Annotated in this window: 19 protein-coding genes; 14 read left to right on the top strand and 5 right to left on the bottom strand. The window is 62.6% G+C overall.

Features of this window, described 5'->3' with window-relative positions; translation table 11 throughout:
* Positions 1-110: 110 nt before the first annotated feature.
* Together ABIC09_RS23370 and ABIC09_RS23365 are read right to left on the bottom strand one after the other, a co-directional pair.
* Complete coding sequence (locus ABIC09_RS23370) at positions 111-1,361, bottom strand: NRAMP family divalent metal transporter (protein ID WP_354110698.1); 1,251 nt, start codon at positions 1,359-1,361, stop codon at positions 111-113.
* A 281-nt stretch (positions 1,362-1,642) separates the two neighbouring features.
* Complete coding sequence (locus tag ABIC09_RS23365; protein ID WP_354110718.1) at positions 1,643-1,828, bottom strand: hypothetical protein; 186 nt, start codon at positions 1,826-1,828, stop codon at positions 1,643-1,645.
* 235 nt (positions 1,829-2,063) lie between these two features.
* Between ABIC09_RS23365 and ABIC09_RS23360 the strand changes: the two genes are divergently transcribed.
* The 3 genes from ABIC09_RS23360 to ABIC09_RS23350 all read left to right on the top strand — a co-directional run bounded on the left by ABIC09_RS23360 (position 2,064) and on the right by ABIC09_RS23350 (position 3,200).
* Positions 2,064-2,324, top strand: a complete 261-nt coding sequence (locus ABIC09_RS23360) for a hypothetical protein (protein WP_354110697.1) — start codon at positions 2,064-2,066, stop codon at positions 2,322-2,324.
* A 265-nt stretch (positions 2,325-2,589) separates the two neighbouring features.
* Positions 2,590-2,838: a hypothetical protein gene (locus ABIC09_RS23355; RefSeq protein WP_354035489.1), complete on the top strand. Its 249-nt coding sequence runs from the start codon at positions 2,590-2,592 to the stop codon at positions 2,836-2,838.
* Between the two features lie 113 nt (positions 2,839-2,951).
* Positions 2,952-3,200, top strand: coding sequence for a hypothetical protein (locus ABIC09_RS23350; RefSeq protein WP_354110696.1), 249 nt, complete (start codon positions 2,952-2,954; stop codon positions 3,198-3,200).
* Between the two features lie 379 nt (positions 3,201-3,579).
* Here the strand turns inward: ABIC09_RS23350 and ABIC09_RS23345 are convergent, their stop codons facing one another.
* On the bottom strand, positions 3,580-3,834 hold the full coding sequence (locus ABIC09_RS23345) for a DUF3551 domain-containing protein (protein ID WP_354110695.1): 255 nt from the start codon (positions 3,832-3,834) through the stop codon (positions 3,580-3,582).
* Between the two features lie 935 nt (positions 3,835-4,769).
* Between ABIC09_RS23345 and ABIC09_RS23340 the strand changes: the two genes are divergently transcribed.
* From ABIC09_RS23340 to ABIC09_RS23320, 5 genes are all read left to right on the top strand, one after another.
* On the top strand, positions 4,770-5,069 hold the full coding sequence (locus ABIC09_RS23340; protein ID WP_354110694.1) for a hypothetical protein: 300 nt from the start codon (positions 4,770-4,772) through the stop codon (positions 5,067-5,069).
* A gap of 64 nt (positions 5,070-5,133) precedes the next feature.
* On the top strand, positions 5,134-5,562 hold the full coding sequence (locus ABIC09_RS23335; RefSeq protein WP_354110717.1) for a GNAT family N-acetyltransferase: 429 nt from the start codon (positions 5,134-5,136) through the stop codon (positions 5,560-5,562).
* A gap of 217 nt (positions 5,563-5,779) precedes the next feature.
* Positions 5,780-7,048, top strand: coding sequence for a CaiB/BaiF CoA transferase family protein (locus tag ABIC09_RS23330; protein WP_354110693.1), 1,269 nt, complete (start codon positions 5,780-5,782; stop codon positions 7,046-7,048).
* A gap of 64 nt (positions 7,049-7,112) precedes the next feature.
* Positions 7,113-8,342 (top strand): acyl-CoA dehydrogenase family protein, encoded by a 1,230-nt coding sequence (locus ABIC09_RS23325; RefSeq protein WP_354110692.1) that lies wholly within the window; start codon positions 7,113-7,115, stop codon positions 8,340-8,342.
* Between the two features lie 9 nt (positions 8,343-8,351).
* Entirely contained in the window at positions 8,352-8,915 is a 564-nt protein-coding gene (locus ABIC09_RS23320; protein ID WP_354110691.1) for a flavin reductase family protein, read from the top strand.
* A gap of 24 nt (positions 8,916-8,939) precedes the next feature.
* Here ABIC09_RS23320 and ABIC09_RS23315 read toward each other — a convergent pair whose 3' ends face one another.
* The gene (locus ABIC09_RS23315; protein WP_354110690.1) at positions 8,940-9,899 is read right to left on the bottom strand and encodes an NAD(P)-dependent oxidoreductase; all 960 of its coding nucleotides are present in this window, start codon (positions 9,897-9,899) and stop codon (positions 8,940-8,942) included.
* A 126-nt stretch (positions 9,900-10,025) separates the two neighbouring features.
* On the opposite strand from ABIC09_RS23315, the gene ABIC09_RS23310 reads away from it, so the two are divergent.
* The 6 genes from ABIC09_RS23310 to ABIC09_RS23285 all read left to right on the top strand — a co-directional run bounded on the left by ABIC09_RS23310 (position 10,026) and on the right by ABIC09_RS23285 (position 16,382).
* Complete coding sequence (locus ABIC09_RS23310; RefSeq protein WP_354110689.1) at positions 10,026-11,009, top strand: ABC transporter substrate-binding protein; 984 nt, start codon at positions 10,026-10,028, stop codon at positions 11,007-11,009.
* 78 nt (positions 11,010-11,087) lie between these two features.
* On the top strand, positions 11,088-12,782 hold the full coding sequence (gene ilvD, locus ABIC09_RS23305; protein WP_354110688.1) for a dihydroxy-acid dehydratase: 1,695 nt from the start codon (positions 11,088-11,090) through the stop codon (positions 12,780-12,782).
* Between the two features lie 124 nt (positions 12,783-12,906).
* A complete protein-coding gene (locus ABIC09_RS23300) occupies positions 12,907-13,752 on the top strand; it encodes an ABC transporter ATP-binding protein (protein ID WP_354110716.1) in 846 nt (281 codons plus the stop codon).
* Positions 13,749-14,534, top strand: coding sequence for an ABC transporter permease (locus ABIC09_RS23295; RefSeq protein ID WP_148752681.1), 786 nt, complete (start codon positions 13,749-13,751; stop codon positions 14,532-14,534). Before ABIC09_RS23300 ends, ABIC09_RS23295 begins: the two co-directional genes overlap by 4 nt.
* Positions 14,531-15,298 carry an ABC transporter permease gene (locus ABIC09_RS23290; RefSeq protein WP_354110687.1) on the top strand — a complete coding sequence of 256 codons (768 nt, stop codon included), beginning with the start codon at positions 14,531-14,533 and terminating at the stop codon, positions 15,296-15,298. Before ABIC09_RS23295 ends, ABIC09_RS23290 begins: the two co-directional genes overlap by 4 nt.
* Before the next feature lie 37 nt (positions 15,299-15,335).
* Positions 15,336-16,382, top strand: coding sequence for a 2,5-dihydroxypyridine 5,6-dioxygenase NicX family protein (locus ABIC09_RS23285; protein WP_354110686.1), 1,047 nt, complete (start codon positions 15,336-15,338; stop codon positions 16,380-16,382).
* Here the strand turns inward: ABIC09_RS23285 and ABIC09_RS23280 are convergent.
* Positions 16,379-17,371 (bottom strand): 3-hydroxybutyryl-CoA dehydrogenase, encoded by a 993-nt coding sequence (locus ABIC09_RS23280; protein WP_354110685.1) that lies wholly within the window; start codon positions 17,369-17,371, stop codon positions 16,379-16,381. The two genes, ABIC09_RS23285 and ABIC09_RS23280, sit on opposite strands and share 4 nt — an antisense overlap.
* Positions 17,372-17,374 lie beyond the last annotated feature (3 nt).

The following is a 17,374-nucleotide window of genomic DNA, read 5'->3' as shown; positions in this document are numbered from 1 at the left end:
GGCCGGGCGTTATTGGTTTTGTGTCCCGGTCGCAAACCCGAGCCCAGCCACAATTATTAGGCTAACGACCGCCTGCCGTGAAGCCCGCAAGCACTTTGCCAGGCGCCGCTCTAGCCGATCACGAACGAGCCGAGCAGAGCGAGGACGGCAAGTGCCATCAGCGCGGTGCCGAGCCAGCCCAGCATGACGAGCCATGACCGGGCCCTGAACCGCCCCATGATTGTCCCGTTCGAGACGATCAACATCATCATCGCCATGATGGGAACGGCGACGATGCCGTTGAGCACGGCGCTCCACACCAGCATGTGGATCGCGCTGATGCCGGTGTAGCCGAGGCCGAAGCCGATCACGGTCGCGGCCGCGATGATAGTGTAGAAGCCGACTGCCTTCTCCGGCTTTGCCTCCAGCGTGGCACGCCAGCCGAAAATTTCCGCAACGCCATAGGCCGCCGAGCCGGCCAGCACCGGGATCGCCAGCAGGCCCGTGCCGATGATGCCGAGCGCGAACAGTGCAAAGGCGAAGTCGCCGGCGAGCGGCCGCAGCGCCTCGGCCGCCTCCGTCGCCGAATTGATGTTGGTGACGCCGTTCGCGTTCAACACCGAGGCCGTGGTCAGGATGATGAAAAAGGCGATGCCGTTCGATAGCAGCATGCCAAGTGTGGTGTCGGCCTTGATGCGCGCGATCTCGGGATCGCCGCCGCGCTGCGTCTCCTCGCGTAGCGGCCGGTCGCGCTTGCCCTGGTTCATCTCCTCGACCTCCTGGGAGGCCTGCCAGAAGAACAGATAGGGACTGATGGTGGTGCCGAGGACCGCGACCACCATCATGAAATAATCGGCGTTGACGGTCGCCTTCGGCCACACCGTGGCAAGCAGCGCCGTGCTCCACGGGATCTTGACGGTGAAGGCGGTAGCGACATAGGCGAACAACGTCAGCGTCAAAAATTTCAGCACCGGCGAGTAGCGTCGATAGGGCACGAACACCTGGAGCAGGGTCGATCCGGCCGCGAAGATCAGCGCGTGCTCGTGATTGAGTCCGCCGATGACCAGTGAGAGCGCCTCCGCCATCGCCGCGATGTCGGCGGCGATGTTGAAGGTGTTGGCGACGACGAGCAGCGCCACGAGCCCCATCACCATCCAGCGCGGCGCGAGCTGCATCACGTTGGCTGCAAGACCCTTGCCGGTGACGCGACCGATCTGCGCGCTGACGAGCTGGATCGCGATCATGAACGGGGTGGTGAGAAAGACTGTCCACAGCAGCCCGTAGCCGAATTGCGCGCCGGCCTGCGAATAGGTGGCGATGCCGGACGGATCGTCGTCGGCCGCGCCGGTGATCAGGCCGGGACCGAGCCGGCGCAGCAGCATCGGAGCGGACTTGGTCGGCGCCCCGGCGCGGCCGTGCCCGGTGGGGCGATGTGGCGATCGGTTCGACAGGGCTCACCTTCCGGAAATTACGAATCCAAGGCTTAAGCGCCATCATAGCCGGAAAGTTCCCCGGCCGACGCGTGGTGTTGTAGCGTGGTACTATGCGGCCGCTGCCGCCGCCGTTCGCAAGGAGTCGACGACGTAGCCGGCCCGCTAGGCGCGTCGGTCAGGCGGCACGTTCGATTATCAAGCCAGCCTCCTGTCGGCGCCGGGCTTTCGTTTTATTTGATGCTGACGAACATGCCCCAGACGGCGGCGAGCGCAGCGCCGGTGAAGACGACCACCGGATTCTCGCAGAAGGTGCTGCCGTGGCTGCACACGTTCGAGCCGAACTGGCCGAGCTCGTGATGGCTCGCGGAATAGAACAGTCCTGACAGTCCCAGCAATGCGGCGGCGACGTAGTACATCGCGCATCTCTCCTTGGAACGCGTGTGTGCCAGCATGGCGCGGACAGATTGCATTCCGCCGAATCCGCTATGTTGCATTCGATTAAAGTTTGACCCGTTGGGCAAAATATATCCCGATCGCGACCGCGATTGAACCTGCATCCTCTCCGGCGACACCAAGACAGGCAGAGCTGTTGCCATGGCTGTCGTGACCTTGACGGCTGGTGATAGGCTGCCCCCGTAAACGGATGTTGGCATGAACCCCGCTCTCGATCTGCTCTATCGCCTCGCTGCGATCGGGATCAGCATCTATTGCGCCCGCAAGACCTGGTATGGCTATGTCGAGCGAAAGATCCTGTTCGTCAGTGACGACTGGCTGGACTGGTCGCGGTGGTCGCGGCAGGTGTTTGATCGCGACACCATGCCGATCCGGTACTGGATGCAGATGGTCGGCACCGCGTTCGGCGCGCTGCTGTTCCTCGCCGGTGCGATCATCGGGTGGCAGCCGCAGGGCTGAGCATCCGCATGGCGTCCGGCGCGAACCGCCCGATGCTCCGTTGCGCATGCCGTCGGCGCACGAAACAGGTTTGAAACACTCCTGAAACCAGATCGTCCTGAACGCCTTTGCCGCTCGCCCCGACCAACGGAGCGAAAAGGAGATCATCATGATCCAGGTCGGTTCGAAGGAAGAAGTCGCATTTTTGCTGGCGCTGTTCGGGAGCCATGCCCAGCCCGTCAGGAAGCCGAGGCCGAAGTCGCAGCAGAGCTGAGATTGCGAACCGATGCCGGGTCTGGCCGATTGCCTGAGCTTTCTGCGTTTGCTGATCGCGAGAGGAGATCCGAAAGGCATCCCGCTGGCGACGGGCGCCATCGATGATTATCTGGCGGTGGCGCCGGTCAGCGCACGCAGCCGCGGCCTGCGCGTGCTCCAGCAGGATGCGCTCGAGCTGCATGTCACGTCGGTCGGCGTGCAGCGCTCGTTCGCCGAGACGGTGGATGCTTATATCGAGCGGAAGCTGGCGGAGGAGTGAGGGCTCGGGCTCGGGCTCTGGCTCCGTTCCCGCCAAACGCTGGCATCGCTCTTGCTGCATGAGGTCTTGATCCCGGCCCGGCCAATCGGACCGTTTCAGATTGAGGCGATCACATGCAGACAACGTCCCGTTACGAAGCGAACGCGCTCCACGCTCTGATCTCCGACCTGCGCTGGCGAATCCAGATGCTGGACAGCGACATTGCCGAGGAGGAGCGCAAGGCCGGCAATGCTGACCCCGGCAGTCCCACCTATTCGATGCTGGCTCTGGCCTTGCGGTCGCGCAGGGACAATCTGCGGGCCTCGATCGCCATGCTGCAGGGGCAGGCAGAGCGCGCAGCGGAGCTGTCGCGCGCTGCGTGAGCGGCTTTCGCGCTGTTCAAGCCGAACGAGGGCGATCCGGATATCCTGCCGCGCATCCGCGACCGGTCCCGCGATCGCGCTGCGCTGGCGGCCGCACGACCATGGTGGCTCCGTTAGGAACTTCCGGGGCCGGCCCCGAATTTAGTGGGTGGCCGGTCTCGCCGCCGATTGACCGGCCTGGAATGGCGGCTCCGGCGCCCAAGCCCCCCGTCAGCGCCGGGGCCGTTTTCCGCATTTGACACGTCGGGCAAAACACCGGCACAATGGCATCATCGAGAAAGTTTGGTTCAGCCCGCGCGGAAAATCCGCCGCGGGCTTTTGCATGAGCAATCGAACATTCAGCGCAGCACCGCAGCAACTGCCGCCGCTGCAATCGCACCTATCGGGGACGCGGACTGCGGTCTGGACGAGACGGCTGTTGCGCATATGGATTCAGCAGGCACATGGCGGAAAGGCCTGCAGCCGACGCTCTACATTCGTCCCACGAACCATACTGGCACGAAATATAGCTGGAGCCGCCCCACTGCCACCTCTGAAGGCACACCGGAGCATTGCCGGCGAACCGTTGGGCTGCGGCGGGAGCGGCCGCAGACATTGTGATCCAAACGATGAGGAGATAGGGAAGCGCGCGCATGATGTGACTCCGAGGATTTGCGGACCCTGCTTCCAGGGCGCTGTGGATACGGAGATGTCCGGTCCTGCAGACACGGCAACAATACCAGGTGCGCTCGCGGAGCAAAGGACGTGCACTCCAGGGCGGGCGCTTCGTTTCAATATAGGCTTTGACACGTCGGGCAAAACACCGGCATGATGGCATCATCGAAAAGTTTGGTTCAGCCCGCGCGGAGCAATCCCTGGCGGGCTTTTTCCTGAGATGCGATTGCTCGTCTCGAAAGAAATCTTGAAGTGATCAATTCGAAGATAGGAACTGTCTGGTTTCAAACTCGACTTGGTTTCGTGCCGGCATGCCGCCGATTGGCCGGCTGTAACGGCAGCTCTGGCGCGCTAGCCCGAGTCGCGCGCCGGAGCTACTTCGGTGTATCCTCATAAAGAGCTTGACCCGTCGGGCAAAACACTGGCAGAATGGCATCATCGAAAATCAGAAGTTGGCTCGCACGGTACACCCGCTGCGGGCCTTTTCATTTCAACATCGGCTTTGACACGTCGGGCAAAACACCGGCAGAATGACATCATCGAAACGAGTTTGTCAGGCCCGCGCGGGAAATTTCCGCCGCGGGCTTTTTTGTTTCGATTGCAGGAATCGGACGGCGTCCCGCGCATCGCGGCCTCGCCCTCGTTGAAACGCGTTCATGGAGCGCCGATAAGCGCGCCGCCGTCCGAACCACATTGATTGGCCGTGCACGCGCGAACGTGCCGGCCCGCAGCGCGAGCTTTTGCTTGCGCCGCCGCGGTCCCCGGAGACGGGGATAAGCTCCTTGTCTGGGACAAGGTTCTCGGCCTCGGATCCACCGATCCCTTGGCGGGGTTCGCGACGATCACCGCCAATCTCGTCGTTTCCTTCTACTTCGCCAAACGCGGCTTTGAGAATGTTGCAAGGATCATCAAGCGGTGAAGATGCCAGACGGCGAAATCAGGGCCATCGTCGCCGAGACGCTGGCCGAGCAGCACCGGGTCCAGCAGGACAACATCGATGCGATCGTGTTGAAGGCGGTGGCGTCGGTGCTGGCTTCCTTTGGAATCGAAGAGGATGACCGGAAGGAGGTGAGGGCGGATTTCCAGCACCTGCGTCGGTGGCGAAAGAGCGTGGAGCAGGCGCAGAGCTACACCTTCAAGGCCGTGATTACGGTGATTGCGACCGGCCTGATGGGGGCCGTCTGGCTCGGCGTGGAGGTCGTGTTGAGCAAGTGAGTTTCTCTTGGCGGCGACATCGCCGCATCGCCGCTTGAGGTCATTCCATCCTATGGGTCCTGCCATGTACAGAATTCGTATGGTCGATGCATCCGATGATGACGTTGCCGACACCCTGGCTGATCTGCATCGGCTGACGTTCTTCGACGCCGCGGCGATGCCGCAGTTTGATCTTGGAGCGTGGTGGCTTGCCCATCGCGGTGATGATCCCGTCGCCTTCGCAGGCGTCGTGCCATCCACCTATGCGCGAAATAGCGGCTACTTCTCCAGGGTCGGGGTCTTGCAGCGACACTGGGGCAGGGGACTTCAGCGCAGGTTGATGCGGGCCGTCGAGGCGCGGGGCCGGCGCATCGGATGGGACAGTATCGTTTCGGATACAACGGACAATCGCTTCTCCGCGAATAATTTCATCCGGGCGGGCTATCGGCTCTACCAACCCGAGGTGCCCTGGGCTTGGTCGCATACGCTCTATTGGCGAAGGTCGCTTCGTTGAGCCAGGTTTCCCGTGATACGGAAGCTGGCTTTCGCAAACGTCAAAACGGCGCGCGTTCACCAGGAATGCTTGAGGACCCGTCAGCTTGACCGCTGCCGGGTCCTTTTTGCGTATTGAAGCGTTGCTGCCGAAGCACTTGCGCAGGCGACTTCGCCGGGCTTTAAGTTCGCTTGCAGGAAATTCGGCGAGCACAAGCCGATGTAGGGGAGCCCCAGGGATGTCCACCAAGCCTCAATTGCCGGAACGTCCGTCGCGGGCGGCGGGAGGGCCAACCGCACTTGATGGTCTGCTGGTCGTCGATTTCACGCGGGTGGTCGCGGGTCCCGCCTGCACACAGACGCTTGCCGATTTCGGCGCGCGCGTCATCAAGATCGAGAACCCCGATGGTGGCGACGACACGCGCGCTTATGAGCACGCCGAGATTGGCGGCGAAAGCGCGGCTTATCTCAGCCTGAACCGCAACAAGAGCGGCATCGCGCTCGATCTTGCGGTGCCGGAGGCGCGTGAGGTCGCGCTGGATCTCATCCGCAAGGCGGACGTGGTCGTTGAGAATTTTTCCAGCGGGGTCATGAAGAAGTTCGGCCTCGATTACGAGGCTGTCGCGCCGCTCAACCCGCGGCTGGTCTATTGTTCGATCTCGGCCTACGGACGCAACGGACCGTTCGCCTCGCGCCCCGGCTTCGATCCGATCACGCAGGCCGAGAGCGGCTTCATGTCGCTCAACGGGTTCGCCGATGGTCCGCCGGTTCGGACCGGCCCGCCGATTGTCGACATGGCGACGGGGATGTCCGCCTGTAATGCCATCCTGCTGGCGTTACTGGCGCGGGATCGGCTCGGCCGCGGACAGCATGTCGAGGTCGCCCTGTTTGACATCGCCATGGGAATGACCGGCTTCTACGGCATGGCCTATCTGATCAACGGCAAGAACCCCGGACGGTTCGGAAATTCGCCGAACGGGTCTCCCACCGTCGGCGTCTACGAGGCATCCGACGGTCCGCTCTACATGGCCTGCGCCAATGACCGGTTGTATCGACGGCTGGTGGTCGAGGTGATGAACCGCCCGGATCTCATCAACGAGCCACAGTTCGCGACGCGGAAGGCGCGGTCCGAGAACAAGGAGCTGTTGCGCGCAGCTATCGCGGAGGTGTTCGCGAGCGACACGCTCGAGAACTGGATGGCGAAGATGAAGCTGGCCAATATCCCCGTCGGCTATCTCCGGACCGTCGAGGAAGGGTTCAATGCGCCCGAAGCACGCGAACGCGCGCGTCTGAGCCGGATTCCGCATCGCACAGCGCAATGGGTGCCGAACATCGAGCCGCCGATCAACATGAGCCTGACAGTGGCAATTGATCCCGTGGCTGCGCCCCTGCTGGGCGAGCATACCGAGGGCGTCATGCGCGAGACGCTGGGTTACGACAAAGAGCGGATTGCGGCTTTGGCGGAAAAAGGGGCCTTTGGGCTGCCCAAGGCCACGACGTCGGACTGAACGCTGCTCCGGCTTGATTTGGCAGGGTTCCCGCCGCATAAATACGTGAGAGCGAGGGACACGAATGGCGCCTGGTCGAGAGCCGAGCATGGGTCAGTCGGTGGTGACAGACTCCGGCGCACGAGCCTATGCGACGATGATTGCCAAGGCCCGGTCGCTCGTGCCGCAATTGCGGGAGCGCGCGGCCCGCACCGAGGAGCTGCGGCACCTGCCACCCGAAACCGAGCAAGACCTGCACGATGCTGGCCTGTTCCGGATGCTTCAGCCGAAGCGCGTTGGCGGCGCCGAGTTCGATTATGTCGCCCTGATCGATTGCGCCGAGTTGCTCGGACAGGCCGATGCATCGGTGGCGTGGAATTTTGCCAATCTGGCGAGCCACCACTGGATGCTCGCCATGTTCGAGCAGCGCGCGCAGGATCTGGTTTGGGGCCGGGACCCGGACGTGCTGATCGCGTCATCCTTCATCTTCCCCGCCGGCCGCGCCAGGAAGGTTGAGGGCGGGTACCGGTTGCACGGAAGCTGGCCGTTCTCGTCGGGTGTCGGCTCCTGCGCGTGGAACATGCTCGCAAGCGTCGTTTCGTCGGACGACGAGGCTGACGGTATCGAATACCGCATCTTTCTGTTGCCCAAGGCCGACTACAAGATCCTCGACACCTGGAACGTCGCCGGATTGCGCGGCACCGGGTCGTCGGATGTCGAAGTCAGCGACGCCTTTGTGCCCGAGCATATGACGGTCGCTGTCGGTGATCTGGCAGGAGGCGCAACGCCCGGAAGCAAGGTGAACCCCAATCCGCTCTATGCGCTGCCGGTGTTCTCGCTATTTCCTTATGTTCTCTCCGGCGTCGCGCTCGGGAATGCTCAGGCCTGCCTGGACGACTACACGGAAGTCGCGCGTCACCGCATATCGACATACAACCGTGCCAAGCTGAGCGACTTCCAAAGCACACAAATCAAGATCGCGGAGGCTTCCGCGAAGATCGATGCTGCACGCCTCATCATGCGCTCGGCCTGTATCGAGGCGATGGAGCACGCACGAAGCAAGCACACACCCGACACGGCGATCAAGACCAGATATCGGCGCGACGGGGCGTTCTCGGTCAATTTGTGCACAGACGCCGTCTCGATGCTGTTCGCGGCGAGCGGCGCGCGCGGCCTGTTCACGACGGGCGTATTGCAGCGGCAGTTCCGCGATGCGCACGCGATCAACTCGCACCTCGCGTTCAATTTCGATGCGGCCGGAACCAATTATGGACGTGTGGCGCTCGGCCTGCCGTCCGAGAATCTCACCTTGTGAGGCCGGCTGATGAATGATCTGCCAAAGCAGCCGGCCGTTCCTGATCCGGCCAGCGAGTTCGCGAGCGACAAGTCGCAGATTGATCCGCGTGATTTCCGCAGCGCGCTCGGCACCTACGGAACAGGCGTAACGATCATCACAGCCGCGGCCGCTGATGGAAAGCCGTATGGCATCACCTGCAACTCGTTTGCGTCGGTCTCCTTGAATCCTCCCCTGGTGCTTTGGAGCCTCGGAGTTTATTCCTCGAGCCTGAGCGTGTTTCAGAACGCCAGCCATTTCACCGTCCACGTGTTAGGAACCTCACAGCAGGCGCTTGCAAACAAATTCGCAAAGCCGTCCGAGGACAAGTTCGCCGGCGTGGATTGGATGCCAGGCCTCGGCAACGCGCCGGTTCTTGCCGAGAGCGTTGCCAATTTTCAGTGCCGGTCAGTCAATCGCTATTACGGCGGCGATCACGTGATCTTTCTCGGTGCGGTCGAGGCCTATGCCTACAATGCAAAAGAGGCGCTGCTGTTTGCGCGGGGGACGTATGGCCGGTTCCTGCCTGACGACGAGCGTAAGAAGTCGCCGTAGGGCGATCCAGGGACGCTCGTCGGTTCAACGGTCCGTAGCCGAGAGCGTGTAGATTTCCAGGGCGTCCGCGTCTGCGCCGCGTGCAGCCTTGGCCAGCCTGAAGATCTGTCCCGCGAGCGTTGCCATCGGCACCGGCGTTGACGTTGCCTGGGCGACATCGGCCACAGTGTCGAGGTCCTTCAGCATCGTCGCGATGTGGCCGAGCGGCGGCGAATGAATGCCCTGGACCATGCGCGGCACGAAGAGCTGAAGCGGGATCGAATCCGCAAAGCCGCCGGCGAGCGCTTCAGGCAATCGGCTTGCGTCAATTCCGGCATTCGAGGCAAGGCGCGTTGCCTCTGCGAGCACGGCCATTGCGCATCCGACGATCACTTGGTTGCAAAGCTTTGTGGTCTGGCCAGCGCCGATCGGACCCATGTGGGTGAACCTGCGCGCCATGGCCAGCACATAGGGCCGGGCCCGCTCGATGTCGGAGGCCTCTCCGCCCGCCATGATGGCAAGCGTGCCCTCTTCAGCGCCCTTGGTGCCGCCGGACACCGGTGCATCGATCCAACTTGCACCGTTCGCAGACTTCAATTGCGCTGCAAGCTCGCGCGCGGCGTCGGGATGGATCGATGAAAAATCGACCACGAGCTTGCCAGCGCCGGGAGCCACTGCAAGACCTTCCGGCCCGAAGATCACCTCTTCGACGGCAGCGGCATCCGTCACGCACATGAAGATGATGTCGGAGTTCGCCAGCAGGTCGCGAGGCGTGTCCGCGCGCTTGACGCCGGCGTCGACGAGCGGTGCGACCTTGCCTTCCGAACGGTTCCAGGCGCTGACGTGATGGCCGGCCTTGAGCAAGCGCCGGGTCATCGGTGTCCCCATCAGTCCTAGGCCGAGATAGCCGAGCCTCTCGACGCCTTGCGGGTTTGTCATGCTCGCATCAGCCATAGGTTGCCTCCATCTGTAGCGGCGCAACGCCGCGCGACCGCTGCGCACCATACATAACGCATCCCGCGGCGAAACCGGCCGGCTTGCATGGCTTGCCTGATTGTTTGAACCATGAAACATTCGGGCCGGTCGGGTTGGGTGGCGTCGGTCGGCGCCCGGAGCAACGGAGTGGGCACGATGCGGGCTGTTTCGACGTGGATGCTGGCAATAGGGGCCGTGGCGGCCATGATCGCGGGCGCAAGCCCCTCACGGGCGCAGCAGACGATCCGCGTGGGCTGGACCATCCCGGCCGAGGAATCCAAATACTGGATGATGCGCAGGCCGGCCGAATTTCCCGATATCGGCAAGACCTACAACATCGAATGGACCCAGTTTCAGGGCACCGCGCCGATGACGCAGGCCTTGGCGGCCGGCGCACTGGATTGCGCGACGCAGGCGCCACTCTCGCTTGCAAACGGCGTGGTCGGCGGCAATCTCAAGGCCTACATCGTAGCGCAGCACGTCTTCGAGAAGCCTGGTGGCTTCTCGGTCTACTGGGCGGTCATGGATGACTCGCCGATCAAGACCATTGCAGATCTCAAGGGCAAGACAGTCGGCATTTCCGTCATCGGCGGCGGCACGCAAGGCCCGTTCAACCTGCTGCTGAAGGAGAACGGCGTCGATCCGGCCAAGGACATCAAGCTGGTTGAGGTTGGTTTTGCCGTCTCCGAGGATGCCCTGCGTCAGGGCCGGGTCGATGCGGTCAACATGAACCAGCCGTTTGCGGCGCGAGCTGAGGCCAAGGGCGGCACAAGAAAACTGTTCTCGCTGTCGCAGGCCATGCCGAACATCGTGCACATCCTGGAAGCCTGCCGTGCCGATTTCGTCGACAAGAACCCGGAATTGGTGAAAACCTACGTCCGCGATATTACGTCGGGAATGAAGAAGGCGCTGGCGAACCGCGAAGAGACCTTGAAGGTGGTCAACGAAGTCTTGAAAGCGCCCATCCCGGTGCTCGAGACTTATCTGCTCAAGGACAACGATTTCGGGCGCGATCCCGGTGCAGCGCCGAATTTCCCGGCGATCCAGAAGATGCTCGACATCTATGCGGAAACCGGAATGCTGCCGAAACTGGATGTCGCGCAGTTCAAGCATCCGACGATCGTCGCGCCGCTGCAATAGGCGATCGGGCTGTTCGCTGGACCAATGAGGTCGCAATGTCCCGTCGTGTGCGGGACATTGCATGAAGATGATGCAGGCATGAAGAAGTTGCGATCACGGATAACGACTGACGGCCTCGACCGGGCGCCGCACCGTGCCTTCATGCGTGCCATGGGACTGGATGACGCGGCCATTGCCAAGCCGATGGTGGGCATCGTCAGCATGAAGGGCGAGCAGACGCCCTGCAATATGACCCACGACTTTCAGGTGGCTGCGGCCAAGACAGGGGTAGAGGAGGCCGGCGGCACGCCGCGCGAATTCTCAACCATCTCGGTGTCCGATGGCATCAGCATGAATCACGAGGGAATGAAGTTCTCTCTGTTCTCGCGTGAGCTGATCGCCGACTCCATCGAGGCCGTCGTCCATGGCCTCGCATATGACGCGTTGATCGGATACGGCGGATGCGACAAGACGCTTCCGGGCGTGATGATGGGCATGGTTCGTTGTAATGTGCCTTCCATCTTCATCTATGGCGGCAGCTCGCTGCCGGGCCGCGTGGATGGACGCACGCTGACCGTCCTCGACTCCTACGAGGCCGTCGGCAGCTTCATGACCGGTGAGATCGACGCCGCGGCGCTCGAGCGGATCGAGCGCGCCTGCCTGCCGACCATTGGCGCCTGCGCCGGTCAGTTCACTGCGAACACCATGGGGATGGTATCGGAGGCGATGGGCCTGACCATTCCCAATGTGTCAATGGTGCCCGGCGTCTATGCCGAGCGCGCGCAGATATCGCGCCGCGCAGGGCGATTGATCATGGAGATGCTCGAACGAGGCGGGCCGCTTCCGCGTGACGTCGTGACGCTGAAGTCTCTTGAAAATGGAGCTGCGGTTGTTGCCGCCACGGGCGGGTCAACCAACGCCGCACTGCATCTGCCGGCGATTGCGAACGAGGCCGGCATTGCGTTCACGATCGATGATGTCGGCGAGGTCTTTGCCAGGACGCCGCTGATCGGAAACCTGCGGCCGGGCGGCAAGTACACGGCAAAGGATGTTTACGACATCGGCGGTGCGGCCGTCGTGATCCACGAGTTGATCGAGAGCGGGCATGTCGATGGCAGCTGCCTGACCATCACGGGCCGTACGCTCGCGGAAGAGTACGGCGCGGCCAACGCGCCCGATGGCGAGGTGGTTTACGCGGCCCGCGCGCCGATCATGCCTGATGGCGGCGTAGCGGTTCTGAAGGGCAATCTCTGTCCCGATGGCGCCGTCATCAAGGTCGCGGGCTTGAAGAGCCAGTTCTTCGAGGGCGTGGCGCGCGTCTTCGAGGATGAAGAGGCCTGCGTCGCGGCCGTTCGTGACCGCAGCTACAAGGCTGGCGAGGTTTTGGTGATCCGCAATGAAGGGCCGGTCGGTGGTCCTGGCATGCGCGAGATGCTCGGCGTCACCGCGCTGATCTACGGCCAGGGCATGGGTGAGAAGGTGGCCCTGATCACGGATGGCCGGTTCTCGGGTGCCACGCGCGGCATGTGCATCGGCTATGTATCGCCCGAAGCGTTCGTCGGAGGCCCGCTGGCGCTTGTCCGCGATGGCGACAAGATCCGGATTGATGCCGCCAGCCGCCGCATGGACTTGCTGGTCGACGAGCAGGAACTCGCTGCACGCCGACGCGATTGGAAGCAACGCCCGCCGCGTCATCGCGCCGGAGCGTTGGCGAAATATGCGCGTCTGGTCGGCCAGGCACCGGGTGGAGCGGTCACTCATGAGGGACCGGCGGAGTGGCCGTGGTTCGACTGAAAAATCGCGCACGTGCGAAATAGTGATCCGTCTGGCAAGTTTCTTGCTAAGCTCGTTCCGCTGATGGAGGACATTCAGCAGGTCGGTTGCGTGACGTTCGCGCATGAGTGAAGCGAGAGACGGGATGAAGGTGGTGCCTTCGAGATCGAGCGAATGGGTGAGACCGGTGACGTCGCAAAAGCCGGCTTCTGCGATCATCGAGATCGACCGCGTCTCGCAGGTTTTCCAGACCTCGGCGCGCAAGGATCATCTTGCGCTGTCTAACATCTCGCTAACGATCGAAGAGGGGGCATTCGTCTCGATCCTCGGTCCGTCCGGCTGTGGCAAGTCGACGTTGCTTTACATTGTCGGTGGCTTCGTTAGTCCAACCAGCGGCGCTGCAAAGATGAAAGGACAGGCGATCACGGGACCGGGTCCGGATCGCGGGGCGGTGTTCCAGGAGTTCGCGCTGTTCCCGTGGAAGACCGTGCTGGGCAACGTGATGTATGGCCCGCGCCAGCAGGGTGTGCGAGTAGCAGAGGCGGAAGCACAGAGCCGTGCTCTGATCGAAATGGTCGGCCTCAAGGGCTACGAGAGCTTCTACCCGAAAGAGTTGTCGGGTGGCATGAAGCAGCGCGTCGCGCTGGCCCGGACGCTCGCCTACCATCCCGAAGTCCTGTTGATGGACGAGCCATTCGGTGCGCTCGATGCGCATACCCGGACGCGCTTGCAGAACGATCTTCTGAACATCTGGGAGCGTGACCGCAAGACGGTGCTGTTCGTCACCCACTCGGTCGACGAAGCCGTCTTCCTTTCGGACAAGGTCGTGATGATGTCGAAATCTCCCGGCCGCATCCGGGAGGTCATCGATATCGATCTGCCGCGGCCGCGGCGCCGCAACGAGCTGTTGCTCGATCCGCGGTACCAGAAATACGTCGTCGACATCGAGCGTATGTTTGACGAGGTCGACGAGACAGGATCAGTGTCATGACCTCGCCGTCGGCCTTGGCCAGACGTGCTGCCCCGATGTTCGCCTGCATCGGGTTGCTTGCGGTATGGCAGGTCGCGTCGCTTGCGCTGAAGAACGACAGCTTTCCAACGGCTATCGAAGCGATCCGCGCGATCCCGGATATCCTCGGCGACAAGGAATCTCTGATCAACATCCTGGCCTCGCTCCGCCGCATGGCGATCGGGTTCGGCATAGCGGTGCTGGTTTCGATTCCGCTGGGCCTGTTGATGGGCCGTAGCCGGGCCGTCGCGGCCTTCTTCAATCCGCTGCTGATGGTGATCTATCCGGTACCGAAAGCGGCGTTGATGCCGATCATCATGCTGTGGCTCGGCGTGGGCGACATCACCAAGACGCTGGTGATCTTTCTCGGTGTCAGCCTTCCGGTGATCTATCACAGTTTTGAAGGCGCCAAGGCCGTCGAGGAGAAGATGCTGTGGTCAGGCGCGGCGATGGGACTTTCGCCCTTGCAGCGCCTGGTCCGCATTGTGTTGCCTGCTGCGCTCCCGGAGATCCTGACCGGGTGCCGCACCGGCCTGGTGCTGGCGCTGATCACGATGATCACCAGCGAGATGATCGCGCGGCAATCGGGAGCGGGGAATATCCTGTTCAACGCGCTCGATATGGGCCAATACGACACGGTGTACGCGATGATCATCATCGTCGGCGCGATGGGCATCTGTCTCGATGCGGTCTTCGAGCGCGTCCGTGCGAGACTGGTACGCTGGTCCGAGCCTCAGTTTGACATGCCGTTGAGCTTCTCATGATGCCGCGTTCTCTTTCAGCAAACGTCATCTTTGGGCTCGCGCCAATCGTACTGGTGATCGCGCTATGGCAGGGCCTGGTGTCGTTCGGCTTCGCGCCCGTGGTTTTGCTGCCGCCGCCGGGCGTCGTCTTTGGCCGGCTGCTCAAGCAACTCGTGACATGGACGTTTCAACAGGAGATTGCGGCGACCCTGATCCGGCTCTTCGCCGGCTTCGCGATTGCGGTCGTCCTCGGCGTCAGTATCGGCATCGCGGCCGCTGCCAGTCCGGCGATCAACGCCATAGTTCGGCCGATCGTACGGGTGCTGGCGCCGCTGCCGAAGGTTGCGCTCTATCCGGCCCTGTTGTTGCTGCTCGGCTTTGGACATGGGTCGAAGATCACGCTGGTGGCGGCGGACGCGCTCTTCCCTATTCTCCTGTCGACCTATTACGGTGCTTCGACGGTGGAGCAAAAGCTGATCTGGTCGGCCATGGCAGCGGGAACGCGGCGCTATGAAATCCTGTTCAAGGTGGTCTTGCCAGCGGCGATGCCGTCGATCCTGACCGGGTGTCGGATCGGCCTTGTCATTTCGTGCATCGTAGTGTTTTTGGCCGAGATGATCACGTCGACTGACGGATTGGGACACGTGCTCGTGACCGCGGCCCGAACCTTCCAGGCCGTCGACATGTTCGTGCCGCTGATCACGATCTCGCTGCTAGGGTTGATCCTCAACGGCCTTTTGGGCGCCGTGCGATCGTACCTCCTACGGGGTTTCCCCGAGGCGTGACCTGACGAACAAGAAACCAGAAGATCGGGAGCAAACCATGCTGGCAGACCGCATCGAGGCAAAATGGATCGACGCGTTTTGCGAGATCTTTGAGCGTTGCGCCGTTAAGGCCGGCGATACCGCGGCGATCCTGTCGGAGACGCAGTCGCGCGCTTTGAATGTACATCTGGCAGAGCTTGCGCTGTTGCGCATGCGGGCGAAGCCGTTTCACGTCGTTATGCCGACGCCACGCAATCGGAATATCGTTCCGGTTCGCTCAACCGGGGCCAGTGAGGCAATCCAAAAGCTTGGGCCGGTCATCACTGCGCTTCAGCAGGCTGGCTTCGTGGTGGATTGCACTATCGAAGGCCTGATGCATGCGGTCGAGACGCCCGAGATCCTGAAGGCCGGCGCGCGGATCCTGGTGATCTCAAACGAGCATCCCGAGGCGCTGGAGCGGATGGTGCCGGATCCGGCACTAGAGAAGCGCGTTCGCGCGGCGGCAAAGATGCTGCGTGGGACGAAGCGGATGCGGGTCACCTCGAAGGCCGGTACGGCGCTTGACGTCGACATGGTCGGAGCGTCCACGGTCGGCGTGTGGGGCTGGACCGACAAGCCCGGCACGCTGGCGCATTGGCCGGGCGGCATCGTCGTCAGCTTTCCCAAGAGCGGGACGATCAATGGCACGCTGGTGATGGCCCCGGGCGACATCAATCTCACCTTCAAGCGCTACCTGACGTCGCCGGTGAAGATGACGTTGAAGGACGATTACGTGGTCGAGCTGGAAGGCGAGGGCACCGATGCCGCAATGATGCGCGCCTATCTCGCCGCCTGGGGCGATCGGGAGGCTTATGCCGTGTCGCATGTTGGTTTCGGCATGAACCCGGGTGCGCGCTACGAGGCACTGTCAATGTATGATCAGCGCGACACCAACGGCACTGAGATCCGCGCCGTCTCCGGCAATTTTCTGTTCTCGACCGGTGCCAATGAATTTGCCGGCCGTTATACCGCAGGCCATTTCGACCTGCCGATGATGGGAACGACCATCGAGCTCGATGGTGTCGCGGTGGTCCGGGAAGGCGTGCTCCAGGACGTTTTTGGCTAGCTGCGGTCGAGCACCGGCGGGCGGGCGAGGTCGAAGTGCCGGAGCAGGTCGACCATGGCCTGGAGGCGCTTTGCGCGATAGGCGTCAACGTCCATGCCTGAATAATCGAGGAAGCCGGCTCCCGTGCGCAGGCCGATCCGGCCTTCGTTCATGTTGCGTGAAATGACGTCCGGCGCGCGGTAGCGGTCGCTGCGGAGTGCGCCCTCCAGATACCGGCTGGCGTAGTACAGTATGTCGCCGCCGCCCCAGTCGATGAATTCGAGCAGCCCGAGCACGGCATAGCGGAAACCGAAACCGTAGCGGATCGCCTTGTCGATCTCCTCCGCGCTGGCGACGCCTTCCTCGACCATTCGCGCGGCCTCGTTCATCGCGAGCGCCTGAATGCGCGGAACGATGAAGCCTGGCGTCGCCGCGCAGACCACAGGGACCTTGCCGATGCCTTCGAGCAGCGCCTTGACCTCGTCGATGATGCCGGAACCGGTGGCTCTGCCGGGCGAAATCTCTACCAGTGGGATTAGATAGGCCGGGTTAAGCCAGTGCACGTTGAGGAAGCGGCGGGGATTCACGATCGCGACCGAGAGATCGTCAACGAGGATGGTCGAAGTGGTCGATGCAATGATGGTATCGGGGCCGACCTGTTTTGAAGCCGCCCCTAGCACCTCGCGCTTGAGCTCGACGACCTCGGGAACGCCTTCGAACACCATTCCGGCTTCGGACAATGCGGCGCCGCTTTGGCTGGCCGGCGCTACCGAAACCCGCGCGATCAGCGGATCAACGTCGGTCTCGGTCAGTAACCCCAGCTTTGAGAGGCTGGCAAAGGTCTTCCTGACCTCGCCAAGCGCGTCCGCCTTCAGCCTGGCGAAATCGTCCGCTGAACGAGGCTTGATATCGATCATCGTGACCGTGTGCCCCGCATAGGCGAACGCGACGGCGATACCGCGGCCCATGCGTCCGGCCCCGAGACAGGCAATGTTGGCGCGACGGGTCATCGG

Source organism: Bradyrhizobium sp. S3.12.5 (assembly GCF_040548225.1).
Classification (GTDB): Bacteria; Pseudomonadota; Alphaproteobacteria; order Rhizobiales; family Xanthobacteraceae; genus Bradyrhizobium; species Bradyrhizobium cytisi.
Note: the sequence above shows the minus strand (reverse complement) of the source record. Positions and strands in the feature narration are given on the sequence as shown.